General features: G+C 38.5%; 14 protein-coding genes and 1 other annotated feature. Of the genes, 9 read left to right on the forward strand and 5 right to left on the reverse strand.

Annotation, left to right across the window (positions count from 1 at the left end):
* The first annotated feature begins 129 nt into the window (after positions 1-129).
* The 5 genes from acsA to MHI34_RS13360 all read left to right on the forward strand — a co-directional run bounded on the left by acsA (position 130) and on the right by MHI34_RS13360 (position 6,363).
* A complete protein-coding gene (acsA, locus tag MHI34_RS13340) occupies positions 130-1,851 on the forward strand; it encodes an acetate--CoA ligase (protein ID WP_089934201.1) in 1,722 nt (573 codons plus the stop codon).
* 235 nt (positions 1,852-2,086) lie between these two features.
* Entirely contained in the window at positions 2,087-3,121 is a 1,035-nt protein-coding gene (gene argC, locus MHI34_RS13345; RefSeq protein WP_170829887.1) for an N-acetyl-gamma-glutamyl-phosphate reductase, read from the forward strand.
* 57 nt (positions 3,122-3,178) lie between these two features.
* A complete protein-coding gene (argJ, locus tag MHI34_RS13350; protein WP_340809357.1) occupies positions 3,179-4,411 on the forward strand; it encodes a bifunctional glutamate N-acetyltransferase/amino-acid acetyltransferase ArgJ in 1,233 nt (410 codons plus the stop codon).
* Entirely contained in the window at positions 4,374-5,159 is a 786-nt protein-coding gene (argB, locus tag MHI34_RS13355) for an acetylglutamate kinase (protein ID WP_340809356.1), read from the forward strand. Before argJ ends, argB begins: the two co-directional genes overlap by 38 nt.
* Positions 5,160-5,232: 73 nt before the next feature.
* A complete protein-coding gene (locus tag MHI34_RS13360) occupies positions 5,233-6,363 on the forward strand; it encodes an acetylornithine transaminase (RefSeq protein WP_340809355.1) in 1,131 nt (376 codons plus the stop codon).
* 171 nt (positions 6,364-6,534) lie between these two features.
* On the opposite strand, the gene MHI34_RS13365 is transcribed toward MHI34_RS13360, so the two are convergent.
* Together MHI34_RS13365 and MHI34_RS13370 are read right to left on the reverse strand one after the other, a co-directional pair.
* Complete coding sequence (locus MHI34_RS13365; RefSeq protein WP_036118853.1) at positions 6,535-7,416, reverse strand: NAD-dependent epimerase/dehydratase family protein; 882 nt, start codon at positions 7,414-7,416, stop codon at positions 6,535-6,537.
* Positions 7,417-7,553: 137 nt separating this feature from the next.
* Positions 7,554-10,562: a transglycosylase domain-containing protein gene (locus MHI34_RS13370; RefSeq protein ID WP_089934189.1), complete on the reverse strand. Its 3,009-nt coding sequence runs from the start codon at positions 10,560-10,562 to the stop codon at positions 7,554-7,556.
* Positions 10,563-10,664: 102 nt separating this feature from the next.
* Positions 10,665-10,873: a binding site (T-box leader), on the forward strand.
* A gap of 85 nt (positions 10,874-10,958) precedes the next feature.
* On the opposite strand from MHI34_RS13370, the gene tyrS reads away from it, so the two are divergent.
* Positions 10,959-12,227 carry a tyrosine--tRNA ligase gene (gene tyrS / locus MHI34_RS13375; protein ID WP_036118855.1) on the forward strand — a complete coding sequence of 423 codons (1,269 nt, stop codon included), beginning with the start codon at positions 10,959-10,961 and terminating at the stop codon, positions 12,225-12,227.
* Positions 12,228-12,284: 57 nt separating this feature from the next.
* Here tyrS and MHI34_RS13380 read toward each other — a convergent pair whose 3' ends face one another.
* Together MHI34_RS13380 and MHI34_RS13385 are read right to left on the reverse strand one after the other, a co-directional pair.
* The gene (locus MHI34_RS13380; protein ID WP_340809353.1) at positions 12,285-13,088 is read right to left on the reverse strand and encodes a cobalamin-binding protein; all 804 of its coding nucleotides are present in this window, start codon (positions 13,086-13,088) and stop codon (positions 12,285-12,287) included.
* 144 nt (positions 13,089-13,232) lie between these two features.
* The gene (locus MHI34_RS13385; protein ID WP_036118859.1) at positions 13,233-14,438 is read right to left on the reverse strand and encodes an iron-containing alcohol dehydrogenase; all 1,206 of its coding nucleotides are present in this window, start codon (positions 14,436-14,438) and stop codon (positions 13,233-13,235) included.
* Between the two features lie 540 nt (positions 14,439-14,978).
* Between MHI34_RS13385 and MHI34_RS13390 the strand changes: the two genes are divergently transcribed.
* Positions 14,979-15,527, forward strand: coding sequence for a MarR family transcriptional regulator (locus MHI34_RS13390; protein WP_058843400.1), 549 nt, complete (start codon positions 14,979-14,981; stop codon positions 15,525-15,527).
* Between the two features lie 90 nt (positions 15,528-15,617).
* A complete protein-coding gene (locus MHI34_RS13395) occupies positions 15,618-16,814 on the forward strand; it encodes an MFS transporter (RefSeq protein ID WP_340809350.1) in 1,197 nt (398 codons plus the stop codon).
* A gap of 119 nt (positions 16,815-16,933) precedes the next feature.
* On the opposite strand, the gene rpsD is transcribed toward MHI34_RS13395, so the two are convergent.
* Positions 16,934-17,536 (reverse strand): 30S ribosomal protein S4, encoded by a 603-nt coding sequence (gene rpsD / locus MHI34_RS13400; protein WP_036118865.1) that lies wholly within the window; start codon positions 17,534-17,536, stop codon positions 16,934-16,936.
* A gap of 473 nt (positions 17,537-18,009) precedes the next feature.
* Between rpsD and MHI34_RS13405 the strand changes: the two genes are divergently transcribed.
* Positions 18,010-19,893 carry a GGDEF domain-containing protein gene (locus tag MHI34_RS13405; RefSeq protein ID WP_342503531.1) on the forward strand — a complete coding sequence of 628 codons (1,884 nt, stop codon included), beginning with the start codon at positions 18,010-18,012 and terminating at the stop codon, positions 19,891-19,893.
* Position 19,894 lies beyond the last annotated feature (1 nt).

Consider the following 19,894-nt stretch of genomic DNA (forward strand, 5'->3'; position numbering starts at 1 on the left):
AGTAGTAAACTGTTATATAACAAAGGCTGTATATCAAATTTGCTTTTACGATTATTTCTACATTTCAACAGGGGGGATTGTTGAAATTTAGACAAATGCAAAAGCAAAGAAAGGGGTAGTTTTATGGGGATGAAAATGAAGGAGAAGCTAATGGCTTTACCTGGTCAACACCATTTAACGAATTACGAAGAAGTAGCAAAGTCTCATAATTGGACGAATACGGAAAAGGCATTTAGCTGGTACGAAACAGGTTTAGTAAATATGGCGTATGAGGCAATTGATCGTCATACAGAAACACAACGTAAAAATAAGGTGGCACTTTATTTTAATGATGGTAAACGAAAAGAGGCTTACTCTTTTAATGAAATGAAGAGATTAACAAATAAAGCGGCAAACGTTTTTAAATCAGCTACTAGCCTGCAAAAGGGTGATCGTTTATTTATTTTTATGCCACGTTCACCTGAGCTTTACTTTTCATTGTTAGGTGCACTGAAAATGGGTGTTATTGTTGGACCATTGTTTGAAGCTTTTATGGAAGGAGCTGTGTATGATCGTCTGGCAGATAGTGAGGCGAAAGTATTAGTCACAACACCAGCGTTGCTTGAACGTGTGCCATTAGCCAAATTGCCTCAGCTAGAACATGTTTTTTTAGTTGGGGAGGATATTGAGGAAACAGCTCAAATTCTAGACTTTAATAAACATTTAAAAGAGGCTTCGGCACGATTTGAAGTGGAGTGGGTTGAGAGAGAAGATGGGATGATTCTTCATTATACTTCAGGTTCAACAGGTGCTCCAAAGGGTGTGTTGCATGTCCATAATGCAATGATTCAGCAATATCAATCAACACAGTGGGTGCTTGATTTACGGGAAGACGATATCTATTGGTGTACAGCCGATCCTGGATGGGTTACTGGAACAGCCTATGGTATTTTTGGGCCTTGGTTAAACGGTGTGACAATGCTAATTGTTGGCGGAAGATTTTCACCGCAAGCATGGTATCAAGCCATTGAGGATTATGGTGTAACAGTTTGGTATAGTGCGCCAACTGCGTTCCGTATGCTCATGGGGGCAGGTAGTGGTTTACTCGAAAGCTATGATTTATCCTCTTTACGACATGTGTTATCTGTCGGTGAGCCTTTGAATCCAGAAGTTATTCGTTGGGGAATGGAGGAATTAGGACATCGTATACATGACACATGGTGGATGACCGAGACAGGAGCTCATATGATTTGTAATTATCCTTCGATGGATATTAAGCCGGGTTCGATGGGGAAACCTCTTCCAGGTATTCATGCAACGATTGTTGATGATGCTGGCAATGAAGTGCCACCCTTTACAATGGGTAATCTAGCTATTCAACGTGGTTGGCCAGCCATGATGCGCCAAATTTGGGGCAACCCAGAGCGCTATGAATCTTATTTCCTAAAAGGACAATGGTATGTATCCGGTGATTCGGCTTATATGGATGATGATGGTTACTTCTGGTTTCAAGGACGTGTGGATGATGTCATCATGACAGCTGGTGAACGTGTAGGACCGTTTGAAGTAGAAAGCAAGCTACTTGAGCATCCAGATGTAATCGAAGCAGGTGTTATCGGGAAGCCAGATCCAGTGCGGGGGGAAATCATTAAAGCCTTTGTATCTTTACGAGAAGGGGTTGAACCTTCTGATGCATTGATTGAAGATATCCGTGATTTTGTTAAGAAAGGTTTATCTGCACATGCAGCACCGCGTGAAATTGAATTTAAGGATAAATTGCCAAAAACACGTAGTGGTAAAATTATGCGTCGCGTATTGAAAGCATGGGAATTAAATTTGCCAACTGGTGATTTATCGACGATGGAAGATTAAACAAGTAAGCTAACAACAATTGATATTTATACAACATATGCATAAAAGGAAGGCAAGGATTCATTCGATGAACGAAAGGATTCTTGCCTTCTTTTTTCTGACTTTACAATGTTACATAAGCATTCTAAAGATGAAGTAAAGTCTACAGAGAAAATATATAATTTTATAAAAATTCAGTTGACTTAATAAATATGCAGACGTATACTATTTTTAACTTATTTCAGAGGTGAGTGCATTGAAAGTAGGTATTGTTGGAGCAACTGGATATGGTGGACTAGAGCTTATTCGATTTTTACATAACCATCCGGCTGTGGATCAGATTGATTTATTTACCTCATCAGAAGAGGGTGTACTTTTTTCTTCAAAATTTGGTCATCTTATTACGATAGTAGATACGCCATTACAAAAAATAGAGTATGACACTTTAGAAAAATTTGATGTTTTGTTTACGAGTACACCATCTGGCGTGACTAGTGAGCTTTTACCGCCATTGATTGGAAAAGGACCAAGATTAATCGATTTATCTGGTGATTATCGCTTAAAAAATCTCGCAAGCTATGAAGCATGGTATGGCAAAAAAGCGGCACCATCCCATAGTGTGCAACAGAGTGTGTATGGCTTAACGGAATGGAATACAGAACTTATCCAGCAAGCAACACTTATTGCTAATCCAGGCTGTTACCCAACAGCGGTTTTGTTATCCTTATTGCCACTTGTAAAGGAGCGGTTGATTGATCCGAGCTTTTTAGTGATTGATGCTAAGAGCGGTATTTCGGGAGCTGGCAATAAGCCATCACAAACGACCCACTTTAGTGAGGCGAATGAGAGCTTTTTAATCTATAAAGTAAATACACATCAGCATATACCAGAAATCGAACAGGCACTTTCCATGTTTGCTCATGTAGATACAACGATTACTTTTAATACGCATTTGGTGCCAATGACACGGGGGATTTTGGCGACATCCTATGCACCTGTTATGCCTGGCATTACAGAGGCACAATTGATCACTTGTTTACAGACAACCTATGAAAAGCATCCATTTGTTCGAGTAGTTACGGATGCAAACGGTTTAGGGACAAATCGTGTGAAAGGATCAAACTATTGTGATATTTTGGTAAAAGTTGATTCCCGTACGAATCGTGCCACGATTGTCAGTGTAATTGACAATCTTGTCAAAGGGGCAGCAGGGCAAGCCATTCAAAATATGAATGTGCAATTTGATTTACCACAAACGACAGGGCTAGATGTTGTACCGTTCTTTATTTAACAGCATGCAGGGAACTGTATGCTTGTCTTATTTTATCCATCAAAGGAGGAATTTCGAATGACAGTCACTACGTTAACAACTGTAATGAAGAAATTATCAAGTAAAAATATCGTTTCACCAAAAGGCTTTAAAGCGGCAGGATTACATTGCGGTTTAAAGCATAAGAAAAAAGACTTAGCACTTTTAGTAAGCGAAGTACCCGCAAGTGTAGCTGGTGTTTTTACAACAAACGCTGTCCAAGCAGCACCATTAAAAGTCACGAAAGAAGTTGTCTATACAACAAAGAAAATGCAAGCAATCGTTGTGAATTCTGGCAATGCGAATGCCTGCACTGGTAAACAAGGGGTTAAGGATGCCCAAACGATGCAGGCGTTAGCTGCTGAAAAGCTAGGAATTGCACCGAATTTGATAGGTGTTTGTTCAACGGGTGTTATTGGCGAAATAATGAAATTGGAGCCAGTTGCTAATGGTATTCAACAGCTAGAGCCAAAGGATAATTTAGAAAGTGCCATTGACTTTGCACAAGCTATTTTGACGACAGATACGGTTATGAAAAACACAAGCTATAGTACAACGGTGGATGGCAAGGAAGTCATTATCGCTGGTGTTGCAAAAGGTTCAGGCATGATCGAACCGAATATGGCAACAATGCTTGGTTTTATTACAACTGATGCCAACATTGAATCTGATGTGTTACAAGCGGCTTTTTCAGCTATTACAAATTTGACATTTAACGCTATTACAGTGGATGGGGATACATCCACTAATGACACAGTGGTTGTATTGGCAAACGGTTTAGCGGGAAATGATACTCTAACGCCTGAGCATCCAGACTGGCAAAATTTTTATTACACGTTGCAAACAGTGGCGGAAGATTTAGCAAAAATGATTGCCAAAGATGGAGAAGGGGCAACAAAGCTCATAGAAGTGGAAGTTGTGGGGGCAATTTCAGATGAAGAGGCACGAAAAATTGCTAAAACTGTCGTGGGTTCACCACTTGTGAAGACGGCCGTTTTTGGCTGTGATGCTAACTGGGGGCGTATTATTGCTGCGGTAGGGTATAGTGGAGCAACTATAGATCCAGATAAAATTACTATTCAAATTGGTGGTGCCACAATGGTTGAAAACGGTGAGCCAATTGCTTTCTCTGAAGATGCGTTAATTCAAATATTAAAAATGCATGAAGTAAAAATCTATGTGTCTCTTGGTCTGGGTGAAGGCAAGGGGCATGCTTGGGGATGTGACTTAACATATGACTACGTCCAAATCAATGCCTCATACCGCTCGTAAACGTATGGTGATTAAGCTTGGAGGCAGTACACTGGAAGGGTTAAATGAAGCTTTCTTTGATAATTTTAAAAGGTTACAAGAAAGTGGGGTAGAACTGATTATCACCCATGGTGGTGGTCCAGCCATTAATTGCGAACTGGCTGCTCGAGGTATACAATCACATACATTAAATGGCATACGTGTTACGAATGAGGCGGCTATGAAAGTTGTCCAATCGACTTTAATCGGTCAAGTGAATCCTGCGCTAGTTCATGAATTAACACATGCAGGTATAGCTGCTCTTGGGCTAAATGGCTTTGATGGTCAATTGATGGTCACAGACTTTTTAGATCGAGCTATTTATGGCTATGTTGGAGCTATCAAAACCATCAATACGTCATTATTGGAAATGTTAATGAGTGGGGGGATTGTTCCAGTTATTGCTTGTGTAGGTGCTAACGAAGCAGGTCAGGCTCTCAATATAAATGGTGATACAGTGGCAAGTGAAATTGCGCTAGCGATAGGGGCAGATAGCTTATTACTCGTAACGGATGTGAGTGGTATTCGTATTCAGGATGAATATCAATCAATAGCTACACCTGCTCTCATCGATCAGTGGACAGAGCAGGGGCATATATACGGAGGAATGATTCCGAAAGTACAAGGGGCTATTGACGGTTTACGTGCAGGTATTCCTTCTGTGCAAATTGTGGGAGAAACATTAATAGGGACAACGATTATCGCTTCGAGTAAACTTCATTCGCCCTAGAGTTCTAATAAGATAATGTGATAAGTATAGTTGTTGAAAGAAGACTATTTCTAATGATAGTGGAGATGATAACATGAGTGCTTTATTTGGGAACTACGGTAAGCGCCGCGCACAAATTGTCAAAGGACATGGGACCGTTGTGGAAGATTCTACAGGGAAACAATATTTAGATTTTACTAGTGGAATTGCTGTAGTGAGCCTTGGTCATGCCCATCCAGCCATTGTGCAGGCACTGCAAGAGCAAAGTGAAAAGCTGTGGCATATATCAAACCTTTTTGATATACCGGGTCAGGAGAAGGTAGCACAAAAATTAATCGCCCATACGCACTTTGCTCATGCCTTTTTCTGTAATAGTGGAGCAGAGGCTAATGAGGCGGCTATTAAATTAGCGCGGAAGCATACAGGAAAACATCATATTATTACATTTGAAAAATCCTTTCATGGTCGTACCTTTGGCGCCATGTCTGCAACAGGTCAAGGCAAAGTACATAATGGCTTTGGACCACTCGTAGAAAAGTTTACGATTTTGCCATTCAATGACGTGGCCGCACTTGAAGCAACCATTGATGATTCGGTAGCAGCTATTATGCTGGAAATGATTCAGGGAGAGGGCGGTGTCAATAGCGTATCAGCAGAATTTGCAGCAGCTATTACAAAAGCTTGTGATGACAAAGGGATACTGCTAATTATTGATGAAGTACAAACAGGTATTGGACGAACGGGCACACGCTATGCCTTTGAACAAACGGTATTAAAACCACATATTATGACATTGGCAAAAGGATTAGGCGGTGGTTTCCCTGTTGGCGCCATGCTAGGAACTGCCGAGCTTCATGCGACATTTAGCCCTGGAACACATGGTACAACATTTGGTGGAAACCCTCTTGCAATGAATGTAGCACAAGCTGTTTTGAGCCATGTATTTGAGCCGGAATTTTTACAGCAGGTACGAGAAGTATCGGCTTATTTTGTGGCTCAGCTAAAAGCAAATTTACCTTCTAGCTATACCATTCAGGGACAGGGTCTGTTGTTAGGGATTGGTTGTGGTAATACAGAGGTAGCACCTTATATTGCAGCAGCAGAAGAGCGTGGTCTTTTATTAGTGGGGGCAGGACCAACTGTTATTCGCCTCTTGCCACCATTAACGGTCACAAAGGAAGAGATTGACAAAGCAGTGGCTATTTTAAAGATGATTTTACATTGAACGAATAGAGGATGGGTTATAATTAATTGTCCATGATAAAGGCTAGACATTTTCTTATATAAATAGATAACCCGAACTATTACGAAACACTAGATGAGCGTTTCGTTAAATAGTTTGGGTTTTTCATTGGATAAAATCCTCTTGTACCAGCCGTCTTGTGTTGTTAAAGAGTTATTGGAGCTGTTTTACTAAAGTGCTCACTAATTCGGGTAGCCACTTTTCAAGCTGACTAAATGTAAATCCTGCTTTCTCTGCTTTCTCATTCGACATATACCAGTCTGCAGGAACTCCGTAGGGTGACTGTGATTCCTCATTTCCGCCAATAAGTGAAATTTTTGCACGCTTACCACTTATCTCTTCAATCATAGCTATTAGATCCTTAAGTGATATAGTACCAGACGCAGTAGCGTTGTATGGACCTTCTATAGGAGTAACACCAGTAAAATATAAAAATGCAGCTGCTTCCTCATCTGTAATATAGCTCATTTTTGCATCTATGTTTGGTAGAGTGATCGGTTGATCCTGTAAAATACGTTCAACATGGAAATGTAAACGATGTGTATAGTCATGTTCCCCCATCACAATCGGAAAACGTACAGCGACAACTGGGAACGAAGCCTCTTTAAATAAGACAGCCTCTGCTTGTCGTTTGCCCTCGCCATAAGAAAATTCCTCTTGTTGACCCATGCGAATTTGATACTGGAATGGGTCAAAGTCTTCTTCCTTTTTCATCTTTCCATCTACTTCATAGGTTGAAAGAGTAGAGGTGAAAACCAGTTTTTTAGTTTTCCCCTTTAATAGCTCACAAATTGCTTGTGCCTCGTTGGGAGAATAGCAAATATTATCATAAACAATATCCCATGTAGTATTAGCTAGTGCCTGTGCTAAAGCGTCACGATCATTACGATTGGCCACTAATTGCTTAACATTTGTACCAAAGGGATTACCGCTTTGACCACGTGTTAAAATCGTTACATCATGTCCATTTTGAATACAAAGTTCCACCAGCTTTTTACCAAAAAAACGTGTGCCTCCTAAAACTAATATGTTCATATTTTTCCACCCCTTCAAAATAGTAGTCCTCTTTATAATGACAAAAAAACAGACTTACTACAATTCATAAGTAATGATGTAGTAAGTCTGTTTAGCTAGATTGTTTTATTCGATTGCTTTATGCTAAGCCACATAGATTAGCGTCTTGTTGTTGATGTGTCAGGAGGAGGGGTGTTGCCATTGTCTCCTCCATTTGAGCCATCTTCCGGGTTTTCAGTTCCATTGCCATTGTTACCAGAGCCCTCGCCGTTATTAGAGCCGTTGCCGTTATTACCAGAGCCGTTACCATTATTAGAGCCATTCCCATTATTAGAACCATTACCGTTACTACCAGAGCCATTGCCATTTGTAGGTGGCGTTGTTGGTGGAATTGGTTCTTGCTCGTTTTCCTCTGGGTCAGGTTCATTTTCGCTACCACCAGTAGAAACAACATTAGACTGTGGTGATGTTAGACCTGTAATGTCTACAGCGACCACAACATATGCTTGTCCACTAGCAACAGAGATACTTTGTGTTGACTCTAGCACAGACGTTACAAGTGTGTTACCACCATTCGTAACGTTGTAGATACGATAACCAACAACATCATTTGATGACTCTGACCATGATAATGTCGAGCCATTTACTGTAGCTGTTACAGCTGCTGGTGGGCTATCGTCCGCTGGGAAATCAACTGCTGATACAGATGAATTCGACAATGTTGAATTCTTTGGTAATAGACTAGCTGGGTTACCACCAAGTCTTCCTAGCATTCGTTTGATAAATGCTTGATTAATGCCTGCACCACCTGATTTAACAAATTCTGCTGGTGTATTTGGCAGAGCATTATAGGTTTTTCCTTTAATCGTTACAACACTTGAAGATGCTAAGCTATCATCAGGCTGTGACGGTAAAAATACTTTCGCATTAAATAAATCTGAACGTACAAGACCTGCGTTTGCACAAGCGGCAGAAGGTGCCATACCTGAAATACCACAGAATGAAGCAGTCACAACATTTTTAGGCGCCTTAAAGCTTGTCGGCGGATCAATTAATTGAGGGTCTGCATCATAAACAGCATTCATTAAAGTGCCCCATAGCTTATTGACACGAACACTTGGCTGTAAATACGTATTGTTAAATGCATAAAGTGTACGAGGCTGATCGTACCCCATCCAAACACCAAGGGATACATTTGGATTATAGCCAACTAACCAAACATCTTTATACTCTTGAGAAGTCCCTGTTTTTGCAGCGAAATCAGAAGAGAATTTTAACGTATTTCGTGCCATTGTCCCTGTTCCCTTCGTTAGAACATCACGTAACATATCTGTCACGATATAAGATGTTTCGGGACTGAACACTTGGACAGGTTCCACTTCATGTTGATAAACAATATTTCCTTCTTGGTCTTCAATTCGATCAATCATATAAGCATCAATGAATTGTCCACCATTTGCAAAAGTTGCAAAGGCATTTGTGTTTTCTTCAACAGTAGTCCCTTCACTTAAAGCACCGATACCCGTTGCTAAGTTTGTAAAATCATCAGGATGTAATTTTGTGAATCCCATTTTTACTAATAAATCAGCAGGGCGTCTATTAATAATGTCATTATATAAACGGAGCGCTGAAATATTTTGAGAGTCTGCTAATGCCTCACGAGCTGGAATAAGACCTCGTTCATCACTCGTAATATAGTTACTTGGACTCCAGGAACCAATCGAGAATTTCACATCAACGAGTGGGCTACCTGCACCGATTACCCCATATTCTATAGCAGGAGCGTAAACAAGTAATGGTTTCATAGTAGAACCGTTAGAGCGAAAAGCCTGTGTAGCGTGGTTTACTTGTGTTGTTTTAAAGTCTCGACCACCGACAAAGCTTAAAATTTTCCCTGTAGTATTTTCTATTAAAATACTGCCCACTTGTACAGGCATCTCAATATCTATTTCTTCACCAGTGACAGGATCTTTTCCTTTACCAGTATACGTATGACCGTAATACTGGAAGTCCTTCGCGGCCTTTTGCATGGAATCATACATATCTTTATTAATGGTTGAGTAAATACGATAGCCCTTTGAACGAACATCACGATCTGCTAAAATTGTGTATTTATCCTTTAGTTTTTTTTCTGCTTTTAATCGTTCTGGGTCAACCCCATCTTCTTTTGCTAGTTTCTCTGCAATAATTTCTTTTGCACGAGCTTCAAGCTCATATGTTAGCCATGGGTAACGATCCTCCGCACGCATTTCTGGTCCGCGGAAATCTGCCGCTATATCATAATCTAAAGCTTCTTTGTATTGCGCGTCGTCAATATAACCAGCTTCTTTCATACGATATAGTACCGTTTTCATACGATCAATACCCGGCTTTAAAGCTTCTTCACTTTTCAGTTCACCTGTATTCGTAAAAGGTGTGTAGGCAAATGGTGCCTGTGGAATACCAGCTATGTAAGCAGCTTGTGGAAGAGATAATTCTTTAGCTTTCACACCAAAAATCCCTTCAGCGGCTGTTTCAACACCAGCGATATTTCGACCTGAAGAGTTACGACCGTACGGAATAATATTTAAGTAAGCCTCTAATATTTCTTCCTTCGTCATAAAATGTTCTAAACGCATTGCCAGTAAGATTTCCTTAGCTTTACGTTCATAGGATACTTCGTTTGTTAGTACTTGGTTTTTAATAAGCTGTTGAGTAAGGGTAGATCCACCTGTTTGCGTAGCAGAGTTAGTGACATCTTGTAATAAACCACGAACAACCGCCTTTGGTACTATGCCGTTATGATCGCGGAAATATTCATCTTCTGTTGCTAGAACAGCATTCACAACATCTGGTGCTACATTGCTAAGTGATGTTTCACGGCGATCCAAATCTGTCCGTAACTTCCCAATATAAATATCGTTGGCAAAATAAATTTCACTGGTTTCTTCATAACTAAAAATTTGATTGCGCAACTCTTCTTTTGAGCGTAATGGCTCTTCTTTTACGAGAGAAGCGAAATACCCAGCTCCAACTGATCCGACAAATACAGTGCCCACCAATGCAAAGACTAAAAATAGTAAAAATAAGTTCCAGGTAACACTACCTGAAATACGTAATTTCTTCATCCATTTTTGTTCAAGTAATTCATCGATCTTCGCATTGATTTTTTCAATCCAATCTTTCAATGTATCGACCTCCTAAAATCTTGTCTATTATAGCACATAATGTTTTAGCTCGAACATAGTTATTGACTTTGAAATAGATTCGTATAGAATTATGTTTATAGTTTTCTAGTGATGAAGAGTTTGCAGTAGTATCTATATTCCCTGTTTAGAGAGCCAGTGGTTGGTGAAAACTGGTCATAGTGTAGAGACGAATTACGTGCTTGGAGCTTAGACGTGTGCGCCTGCGATAAAGGCGGTTGAATGAAGTGGAAGATGGATGACATCTTCAAGCCGGGTGGTACCGCGTTAGTTTGTAACTTAACGTCCCTGCATGCAATTATTTGCGTGTAGGGACTTTTTTTATTTAAATAAGCCCATACACGTAACGCATTTCAACCATTTTTAGGAGGAATTAATATGACAAACGAATTATTACAAGATTTAGAATGGCGTGGTTTGCTATACCAACAAACAGATGCAGAAGGCATGGCAAAATTATTAGATGAGCAATCAGTATCCTTGTACTGTGGAGTAGATCCAACAGCAGACTCCATGCATATAGGACATATTGTTCCATTGTTAACACTTCGTCGATTCCAAAAAGCTGGTCACCGTCCAATTTTACTTGTTGGTGGTGCAACAGGGATGATAGGTGACCCATCTGGTCGTTCAGAAGAGCGCCAATTACAAACAGTAGAGCAAATCGATAAAAATGTCCAAGGAATCCGTAGCCAATTAGAACGTATTTTTGATTTTGCAGAAGATGGCAACGGTGCACAGCTTGTGAACAACCGCGACTGGATTGGCAATATCAATACAATTGAATTTTTACGTGATTACGGTAAATTAATTAACGTAAACTACATGTTAGCAAAGGATACGATTGCTTCTCGTCTAGACACAGGAATCTCTTTTACAGAGTTTGCATACACGTTAATCCAAGGTATTGATTACAATCATTTATACAATCACTACAATTGTCGTATACAAGTAGGTGGCTCTGACCAATGGGGTAATATTACAACAGGCTTAGAAGTTATTCGTAAAACACATGAGGAAGAAACGAAAGCATTCGGAATTACGATTCCTTTAGTAACGAAAGCAGACGGCACAAAATTCGGTAAAACAGCAGGTGGTGCTGTATGGTTAGATAGTAAGAAAACATCTCCATATGAGTTCTACCAATTCTGGATCAATGCTGCTGATGCAGATGTGATCAAATACTTAAAAATCTTTACGTTCCTTTCCCGTGAAGAAATTGAAGCATTAGCTGTCTCTGTAGAAGAAGAACCACATTTACGTAAGGCTCAAAAAGCACTTGCAGAAGAAATGACTCGTTTAATTCATGGTCAAGAGGCATTAGAGCAAGCCATTCGTATTACAGCAGCTTTATTCTCAGGGGATTTAAAAGCACTTTCAGCTGAAGAAATGAAGGATGCATTTAAAGATGTTCCTTCTATTGAAATGGCTAAAGAGGACAAAAATATTGTAGACCTTCTTGTGGAAGCGGGGATCTCATCCTCAAAACGTCAAGCCCGTGAGGACGTATCAAATGGTGCGATTAGTGTAAATGGTGAGAAGGTGACGGACTTAGAATATGTATTCGATGCCAAGGACCGTTTAGAGGATGCATTCAGCATTGTGCGTCGTGGGAAGAAAAAATATCATATGGTGAAGTTCGTTTAATTTCTATAAATGAAAAAGCAACATCCTCTTGTTCAGGGGAATGTTGCTTTTTTTCATTTATAAGAAACTTGGAGGTTTTATCTGTTTATATTCTTTAGGATGCAATAGGTTCGCAAGCTTTATGGCACCTTCGATCAGCCGTGGAGAGGGGCGGCAATACAGCCATTCTTCCATTACGTGAAGCTGTTTCATTTGAACGGCATGTAGCTCTTTAGCATGTGGACGTTTTAATAAATTAGCAGGCTGTATACGCTCAAATGCTACACCTACCCAAGCCATCATAATGTAGTCGGGCTTTCGCTCAACGACATCTGCCCAATCCGTTTGAACACTGGCAAGATCTACATCTTGAAATAAATTAACCCCACCTGCAATAGCACTAATTTCCGTAAGCCAGTTTATTTTTCCTGGTGTAAAAATAGGATTGGGCCACCATTCCCAATAAAGAGTAGGTTTCTTTTGGATAGTCTGTGCAATGGAACGCATCTTTTCGATAGAATCCATGTATTGTTCGGCGATGGCCTGTGCATGTTTTTCCACATAACAAGCTCTTCCAAGTGTCAGAAGGTCCTGAGCAATCTCCTCTAGTGAGTTTGCATTAAAAATGATGTGGGGAATCTTTCTTTCTTTCAATGCTTCAATATTTCTTTCCATCCCAGGCACACTTAAGGAAGCTAGGACAAGATCAGGCTGTAATGCCTCTAATGCATCCATATTAATGGATAAATCTGGTCCAAGCTGTGGTAAATCTTTAACCGTAGCTGGCCAATCAGAAAAATCATCGACACCAATGAGCTGGTCTGTCAGCCCTAAATAAGCGACTAATTCTGTATTGCTAGGACAAATTGAAATTAAACGCATATCGTTTTTCTCCTATTCTTTTTAAGAAAAGTATAGCGAGAGTTTCTAGTATAGACAATGTATGTATACTGAACCTATAAAAAAGTGGAGAAAACAAGCGTTTTCTCCATCTATTGTCATGGTAGGCTTATATGAATTCCTCGATTAAGAAAGGACAACCGCTTCGAGTGACTCCTCTTTTTTCGCAAGAGGCCCCATTGCATTAGTAATGATTTGTTTAATATCCTCTAGTGTTGCTTTACGAGGGTTAGTCTCAGCACAAACATCCAGCATTGCATTTTTCGCTAAGATTTCGATATCCTCATCTTTTGCACCCAATGCACGGAAGCCGCTAGGAATATTTAAATCTTGTGATAGCTTTTCAATAGCTGTAATAGCCTTTTCAGCGGCATCACGTTTACTTAATCCTTCCACATTCTCTCCTAATAATTCAGCGATACGAGCAAAGCGTTCTGTACGTGCTGTTACATTGTAGCGGCAAACATGTGGCAATAAAATAGCATTGCACACGCCATGTGGTAAATTATAGTAGCCACCTAATTGATGAGCAATCGCATGCACGTAGCCAAGCGATGCATTATTAAAGGCCATTCCTGCTAAAAATTGAGCATACACCATTTGCTCACGCGCTTCTAAATCAGCACCGTTCGCATAAGCACGCGGTAAAAATTCAGGAACGAGTTGAAGTACTTTTTCAGCACATGCATCTGTAATTGGCGTAGCATTAGTAGAAACAAAGGATTCAATCGCATGTGTTAATGCATCTACGCCAGTAGCCGCAGTTAGAGCCGGTGGTAAGCCAATCATAAGCTCGGGGTCATTAATGGATAATAACGGTGTTACATGTTTGTCAACAATGGCCATTTTCACTTTACGTGCTGTATCTGTAATAATTGTGAATCGAGTCATTTCACTTGCTGTCCCAGCAGTTGTATTGATTGCAATTAATGGCACCAATGGATTTTGTGATTTGTCAACGCCTTCATAGTCATGAATGCGTCCACCATTCGAAGCAATAAGTCCGATACCTTTTGCTGCATCGTGTGCGCTGCCTCCTCCAAGAGAAACAATGGAATCGCAGTTTTCAGCATGATATACTGCTACACCATCTTCAATATTCTGATCTGTTGGATTTGGTTCTGCTTTAGGGAAAATTGCTACATCGATTCCAGCAGCTGTAATGATGTTTGCAATTTGTTCTGAGAGACCTAATTTGTGTAATCCCTCATCTGTTACGATTAATGTCTTTTTCACTTCTAAATCGTTTAAGCGTTTACCAACTTCTTGAATTGCTCCAGGTCCAAATAAGTTTGTTTTCGGCATAACAAATTGCTTTAGAACGTCTGACATATTTCCAACCCCTTTTAAAAAATTATTATTGCTTGAATGATGGTGAACCACCTTTCGGAATTCATCGTATTCTATTTTTTGTAAAAGTTCAACTCGTATTTTTATTAAAATTGTTCATTTTATTTATGTTATTATTTCACAAAAAAGTTAAGGTGTTGAAAGGGTGTTTAGAAAGTAGTTTTGTATAAGAATATTGAATTTAATGTAGTTTGAAAAATATTTTACTATGAAAGTAAAATATATTTTTTAGAAAATGGTTCTATTTTTATGAGTAGTTGAATAGTAAATAACTGATATTTTGTTTTTATTATTAAGGTAGTGATTATGTTATTTTGAAACGGTGTAATTACTATTTTAAAGTACATAAGATTGTCATCATATGAGAGGGGAATAATTATTGTTCGTTATAATGAAATACGTCTGCGCTAAAAAATAGTGGCTTTATTTTGAAGAAATTTGTGGAAATAAAAGTTCTTGCATTAGATTAATTTTATAGTTAGAATGGTTAATAGTTAGATAATCTAATTAAAAGGTGATTCAATGACAAAACTTAAGAAAACGTACACGAATGAAGATGATTTACCAGTATTAGGGGTAGAGCCATATATTGAACTGATTCAGGCGTCCTCTTCAAGTGAGACAAATCAAGAAGATGCAAAATTGGGATTAATGTTGTTATGGTTAAGTGATCATGTTTTAGATGTAACAGACAATGAGTTAGCTCCTTTTGGAATTACAGAAAGTAAATTGGACTTATTACTATTGCTGACACTACATGAAGAGAGACGTGCGACTCCGTCTGCTTTAGCTAAACGATTGGGAATTACGAGGGCATCAGCAACATCAATGCTGGATTGGCTAGAAAAGAGAAATCTTGTTGTACGGAATCATAGTAAAGAAGATCGGAGGAAGATCTATGTAAGTTTAACTGATGAAGGGCGTACTTTTATCGCTGAGGTTTTACCGACTTATTGGTCGTCATGTGCTTCTAATTTAATCGATTTGGAACCTGATGAACGAAAAGTATTCGAGAAATTAGTGAGTAAATTATTAAAATCTATACAAAGAAAACTAAAGGTGGAACGTTAAACTGTAGCTATATTGATACAGTTTAATTTTTAGTTGTTTAATTAGATTATCTAACTATAAGCTAATCAAACTAAAAGGGTGATTTATTTAATGAACATTGTAATTTCAGGAAATCGCGCAAATTATACTTTAATGACAACTATTTTAGCCTGGACAGGTATGGTGGTGATGTCGAGCCTCTATTTAACAATACCTCTTATTAGTTTATTCAGTGATTATTTTCATATTTCATTGTCTAAAGCAGGTTTTACATCAAGTGTTTTTTCATTTGGCTTTGCGCTAGGGTGTTTTTTCTATGGTGCAATATCAGAAAAATATGGACGTAAAAATGTCATCGTATTTGGGCTTTTTTCATTAAGTGTGATAACGTTACTTCTAGGTTTAGTTAATGATTTTTCTGTTATTCTTCTATTGAGAGGATTACAAGGGCTTGCGGCAGCTACATTTTCACCAGTAGCGCTTGCTTATACTCTTGAGGTTTTTCCAAATGATCGAAAAGTTGGGGCAGTTGGTTTTATCAGTACGGGATTTCTTGTAGCGGGTATAGTTGGTCAGGTATTTAGTGGATATGTAAGTGAACATAGTCATTGGCACGTCATCTTTTATGTGCTTGCAGTAGTGTATGCTATGACTGCTTTGTTAGTCGTGTGGATCTTACCGAAGGGAATCGTTCACAATGAAACCAAAAATATATGGGCTCCCTTGAAGAGAATCGGTATTATTTTCACCAATAGAAATTTGATATTTAGTTATATCATTGCATTTGTTTTATTAATGTCATTTGTCAGTATGTACATTATTTTGGGGGCATATTTAACGAGTGATTCCTTTGGTATGAAAAGTCAGAACCTCATTTACATTCGTGCCTTTGGGATAGTAGGAATGGTTATGTCACCATTTGCAGGGAAATTAGCAAAGCGCTTTAATGAGCTGTTTGTACTGAAAATGGCCTTGTCATTTTCGATTATCGCACTAATCATGATGAGCTTTCTTTCAACCATAGCTGGTTTAACGATCGTTAGTATTTTATTTGTTAGTGGGATTGCTCTTGCGGTTCCTTCATTAGTGACAATTGTTAGCCAGTTAGGCTGGAATATGGGAGGGATTGCAATCTCTATGTATACAGTCATTTTATTTGCTGGAACAAGTGTTGCGCCATTCATATCTGTTTATTTGATACAATCTGGTAGCTTTGCTGTAGCCTTTCTTCTTCTAGCTATCACACTTAGTATCGGATTCGTTTCCGCACTAATGATTACAATTGGAAACAACAAAAGTTTAAATTGATTGTTTAGGGGTGTTAGGATGAAGCTCTAAGTAAAAATTATTATTACAATTATATGGTGAAGACAATAAAAAGGCCCTGAAACCTTGATATACAAGGGATTTCAGGGCTTTTGTTGTCATTAACGAGAGTAGTACTCTACGATGAATGATTCGTTGATTTCAGCTGATAATTCAGAACGCTCAGGAAGGCGAGTGAATGTACCTTCTTTTTTGTCAGCGTCGAATGTTAAGTAGTCAGGTACGAAGTTGTTTACTTCGATAGCTTCTGCTACAACAGCAAGGTTTTGAGATTTTTCACGAAGAGAAATCGTTTGACCTGGTTTTACGCTGTATGATGGGATATCAACGCGTTTGCCATCTACTAAAATGTGACCATGGTTAACTAATTGACGAGAACCACGACGAGTACGAGCTAAACCTAAACGGTAAACTAAGTTGTCAAGGCGAGTTTCAAGAAGGATCATGAAGTTTTCACCGTGAACACCTTTCATTTTACCAGCACGGTCAAATAGTGTACGGAATTGACGTTCGTTCATACCATACATATGACGAAGTTTTTGCTTCTCTTGAAGTTGTAAACCGTATTCTGATAATTTTTTACGTTGGTTTGGACCGTGTTGACCTGGTGCGTAAGGGCGTTTTTCGATTTCTTTACCTGTACCGCTTAGTGAGATACCAAGACGACGTGATAATTTCCAAGATGGACCTGTATAACGAGACATATTGTTGTCTCCTCCTTTAAATTTGGTTTTTTTGTTGTAAAACAAAAACCAGTAGTACCCATTCTTACACGCATTTTATTTTCATGTATTTTCGCCTATGCAGCCGTTAGGTTACGCAATACACCATCTAATTTCCGTTGCTAGAAGAATCTAAGTAGTTGTACATATGAAAATAGAGGAATAAAATACAGTTATAAGCTTATACCACTGCTGCGTTTATTTTACACAAACTCCATTGTAACTGCTCAGGACAAGGACGTCAATTATTAACATATAAAATTTCATCATGAGTTTTCATAGTAGGAAATTCCTTAAGACCTATTTCAAATGATGTGAAAATAGTTAATGATACGCTGTGTAATGTAAAATGTAAAAGTAAGGGATAATTACATAGTCAAAATGACACAAATTATGTATAATATATTATAAGTTAATAGTAATTGATTTGGACGTTATATAGAAAAGGTGATTTCATGACAGACCATTTACAAACGCTAAAATATATAAAATCTGATGTTTTGAGCTTTTGGGTGAGTTCTAATGAAGAACAAGCTAGTTTTAATGGGTATTTTTATTCATTAAAACAGTGTCTAAAGAAGCACTTGAAAATTGATAATGCAGCTTTTCTCAGCTTTGAAGGTAATTCATTAATACCTATTGAGGAGATGGCTTCATTAACAATTGAAACAAAGCTAAATGCTGTGTCATGGCTGATGATCGAAGCTAGTTTTTATCAACAAAAAGTAGTGAAAATTCCTTATATAATAAAAGCAAGACAGGCCTATTCAATGATGACAGATATGGTGCTTTTCCAAGCAGAGGGCAAACATCCCATTGGTGTATTACTTGTGGAGGCATCAGAGTCTTGGAATGACTTTATGACCTCGGATTATGGTGAAGAGTGTATAGAAATACTTTCGAAGGTTCTTCAAATGATGAGGGACAATTTAGATGTCAAAATAAACGAAGATCAATATAGAAAACTCTATAATATGACTGATTTATTTCATTCAACAATGGATATTGATTTAATTTTAGAAAATGTATTGAAAAATATAAGGGATAATTTCCCTGAGTTTAATGTAGAGCTTATATTATCGAATGATCAAGATCGACATACGACCATCGATATTAAGCTTTTTGATTATTTATCAGAAAGACCTGCTACAATTGAGGCTTTTGTATCAGGAGAGTTAACAACAGAACTAGCGAGTGATTTAAATTGTCGATTGTTAAATGCGCCGATAAAGGGCAGGCAAGCTATCTATGGCATCTTGCAAGTAAGTGCACCAACGACTTATCTTTTTTCAACGACTGAAAAAGACTTCGTACGAATGCTTGCACAAGCGTCAGGAAATGCACTTGAAAATGCAAAATTATATCATCAATCGCATCGTCTTGTAAGCGATTTACAACTCATCAATGAAACATCACATCGTTTAAATATGCGGATTGACATTCATGAAATGTTACTTTTCCTACAAAAGCAGTTACTGAAATCTTTTCAACCAATGGAAGTTTGTTTCGCATTTAAAAAAAATGATACGTTTGAAGTGACGGGCGCAAGTACATCTTTGTTCAATGCAGAAGAGGGGCAAACCTATATAAAACATGTTGAGCAGCATTTTGCTCAAACGAATGATCCACTGTTTATTGCCGATTTCAGTCGTTTAACAGCGAATCAAATTGAGTACCGTTCCATTAGGGCGATCCCTATATTAATGGAAGAAAAGATCAATGGTTTTAGTATTGTCTTACATAAAGAGCCATATTTCTTTTCGTTCGATAGTTTTAAATTAATGCAATCGTTAATTCATCACTCCTCTTTAGCCATTGCTAATTCAATTTTACGAACACAACTTCAGGAAATGGTCGATTTGGATCATTTAACAAAACTATATGCACGCAGTTATCTCGATCAATTTGTAGAAAAGTCGCTTGAATACGACCAGTCTGGGATGTTCTTGTTAATTGATATTGATAATTTTAAGCGCATCAATGATACGTACGGTCACCAAGTAGGGGATAAAATTCTTGTGCAAATAGCGCTCCAATTGAAAGAGACGATTGGTAGTCGTGGGATTTGTGCAAGATGGGGCGGAGAAGAGATGTCTGTTTATGTACCAAACATTAAGGAGCAGGAAGCATTAGAATTAGCATCCGCCATTGTGGAGGTTATTCCGAGTACTACAGATCCACAAGTAACTATTTCTGCGGGCCTCATAACATGGGATGAACGAGACCGACCAGCATTCCAATCTGTTTTTTTACATGCTGATACAGCCTTATATGAAGCGAAAAATAGTGGGAAAAATCGTTTTTGCATTCATGACGGCTCTTATCAAACTAATGTATAGG

This window comes from Lysinibacillus sp. FSL L8-0126, assembly GCF_038630385.1.
GTDB lineage: Bacteria > Bacillota > Bacilli > Bacillales_A > Planococcaceae > Lysinibacillus > Lysinibacillus fusiformis_D.

What these genes read in the sequence shown, in the direction of transcription:
- argJ (WP_340809357.1), top strand. Translation starts at nt 3,179, where the DNA reads ATGACAGTCACTACGTTAACAACTGTAATGAAGAAATTATCAAGTAAA.
- acsA (WP_089934201.1), top strand. Translation starts at nt 130, where the DNA reads ATGAAAATGAAGGAGAAGCTAATGGCTTTACCTGGTCAACACCATTTA.
- MHI34_RS13385 (WP_036118859.1), bottom strand. Translation starts at nt 14,438, where the DNA reads ATGTCAGACGTTCTAAAGCAATTTGTTATGCCGAAAACAAACTTATTT.
- MHI34_RS13365 (WP_036118853.1), bottom strand. Translation starts at nt 7,416, where the DNA reads ATGAACATATTAGTTTTAGGAGGCACACGTTTTTTTGGTAAAAAGCTG.
- MHI34_RS13390 (WP_058843400.1), top strand. Translation starts at nt 14,979, where the DNA reads ATGACAAAACTTAAGAAAACGTACACGAATGAAGATGATTTACCAGTA.
- tyrS (WP_036118855.1), top strand. Translation starts at nt 10,959, where the DNA reads ATGACAAACGAATTATTACAAGATTTAGAATGGCGTGGTTTGCTATAC.
- rpsD (WP_036118865.1), bottom strand. Translation starts at nt 17,536, where the DNA reads ATGTCTCGTTATACAGGTCCATCTTGGAAATTATCACGTCGTCTTGGT.
- MHI34_RS13395 (WP_340809350.1), top strand. Translation starts at nt 15,618, where the DNA reads ATGAACATTGTAATTTCAGGAAATCGCGCAAATTATACTTTAATGACA.
- MHI34_RS13360 (WP_340809355.1), top strand. Translation starts at nt 5,233, where the DNA reads ATGAGTGCTTTATTTGGGAACTACGGTAAGCGCCGCGCACAAATTGTC.
- MHI34_RS13380 (WP_340809353.1), bottom strand. Translation starts at nt 13,088, where the DNA reads ATGCGTTTAATTTCAATTTGTCCTAGCAATACAGAATTAGTCGCTTAT.
- MHI34_RS13405 (WP_342503531.1), top strand. Translation starts at nt 18,010, where the DNA reads ATGACAGACCATTTACAAACGCTAAAATATATAAAATCTGATGTTTTG.
- argB (WP_340809356.1), top strand. Translation starts at nt 4,374, where the DNA reads ATGACTACGTCCAAATCAATGCCTCATACCGCTCGTAAACGTATGGTG.